Source organism: Streptomyces sp. NPDC049577, assembly GCF_040675635.1.
Lineage (GTDB): Bacteria > Actinomycetota > Actinomycetes > Streptomycetales > Streptomycetaceae > Streptomyces.
In genome coordinates, this window is record NZ_JBFAPH010000604.1 from 1 (window position 1) to 1,723 (window position 1,723).

The 1,723-nt window shown below is 76.1% G+C and carries 2 protein-coding genes; both read left to right on the top strand.

Features of this window, described 5'->3' with window-relative positions; translation table 11 throughout:
• A partial coding sequence (locus AB0K09_RS33155) for an asparagine synthase C-terminal domain-containing protein (protein WP_366069103.1) occupies positions 1-1,020 on the top strand: 1,020 nt, incomplete at its 5' end.
• A gap of 26 nt (positions 1,021-1,046) precedes the next feature.
• A complete protein-coding gene (locus AB0K09_RS33160) occupies positions 1,047-1,676 on the top strand; it encodes a 2OG-Fe(II) oxygenase (RefSeq protein ID WP_366069104.1) in 630 nt (209 codons plus the stop codon).
• Positions 1,677-1,723: the final 47 nt, after the last annotated feature.

Consider the following 1,723-nt stretch of genomic DNA (forward strand, 5'->3'; position numbering starts at 1 on the left):
GCGCTGCACCTGAGCGGCGGGGTGGACACCTCGCTGATCGCCCACGCGCTGCACCGCCCGCCGCACCACCGCGAACTGCGCACCTACAGCGCCTTCTACCGGGAGGAGGACGAGGACCGCGTGTGGGCCGCCTCGGTGGCCGCCGAGACGGCCAGCGCGCACCGGGAGACGGCGATCGCCGCCGACGCCTCGTTCCTCGACGTGGTGGACTCCCTGGCCGGCGCCCTGGGTGCGCCCGTGATGGCGATCGGGGTGCCGACGTTCTGGTACCTGGCCCGTGAGGCCGCGCGGGACGGCACGCCCGTCGTGCTCTCCGGCGTGGCGGCGGACCATCCGCTGGTCGGCTGGAACCGGCTCGACCGGCTCCGGAGCGAGCAGGCCGACCCCCGGGACCTGCCGGTGCGCTGTGCCGTGCACGTCACGCCCGAGGTCCTCGCCCCCTACCTCGCGGACGGGGACCTGCGCACGGCCGTCGAGGAGGTGCAGGCGCGTCTGCGGGAGGTGATGCCGTACGGCGAGTCGCTGCCCCGGGCGGTCGAGCGCTTCCACGCCGAGCACTTCCTGCCCGAGCATCTGCGGTCCGCCGCCGTGGCGCACGCCGCGCACGGGGTGCGCGTGCGGCACCCGTTCCTCACGCCCGAGGTGTCGGGCCTGGGTTTCCGGGCGGCGCGCTCGCCCGAGGAGTCGCTCGGCAAGCGCTATCTGCGGCGCGAGCTGGAGGGCATGGGCTGCTGGGCCGCCGTCCGGCCCGGCAAGCAGCAGCAGGCCCTGTCCTTCACCGCCTTCCGCCGCCTGGCGCGCGAGCGGCTGCTCGACCGGCTGGCCGGCGATGCGGACCTGTTCGGCCTGGACACCGGCGGGCTGGCGCGGCTCGCCGCCTCCGACCGGCCCGCCCCGGACCGGGAACTGCGGCTGCTGTGGCTCGTCCACTCCTATCTGTCCTGGCGGGAGCGGCCGGCCCGGCGTACGTCCCCCGCTGCCGCGGCCCCCGCCCCGGTCCCCGTCCCGCTGCCGCTGTGAACGCGCGGCCCTCTCCGAGGAGCGCCATGTCCCTGCTCTCCCCCTCGGCGGTCGTCGACCGTCACCGGACCCCCTTCTCCTGGGCCCGGGTGTCCGGCCTGCTGGACCCCGGGTACGCCGGCCTGCTCGCCGACGAGTTCCCCTCCGCCGCCCTGCGGGAGTCACGCAGCCCCCAGGGGCACTATCTGCTGCGGGACGGCACCGTGATCGAGGCGGGGGAGCGCACGCCGGCCGCCGCCGCGCTGCCCGGTTCCTGGCAGCGGCTGCTCGACTGGCTGCTCGGCCCGGCCTACCGGTCCTTCGTGAGCGAGGCCACCGGGGCCGCGCTGGACGGCTGCCGGCTGAAGGTGCGGCTGTGCGAGTACGGGCCCGGCACCTTCATGACCGCGCACACCGACCGGCCCGACCGGGTGGCCACCCAGATCCTCTACCTCACCCGGTCCTGGGACGCGGGCTGGGGCGGCGGGCTGGACATCATGACCTCGCCGGACGACGACGACCCGGCGGCCGTGGCCGCCTCGGTCCGGCCGCGGTTCAACACCTCGGTGCTCTTCGCCCGCAGCGACCGCTCGTACCACGCGGTCCGGCCGGTGAGCGAGGCCGCCGGTGCGCCGCGGCGTACCGTGCTCGCCCAGTTCGTCGCCGACGCGGTCTGAGGGGATACGGCATGTGCGGAATCGCAGCCGTGCTCGGCCCCGGCGCC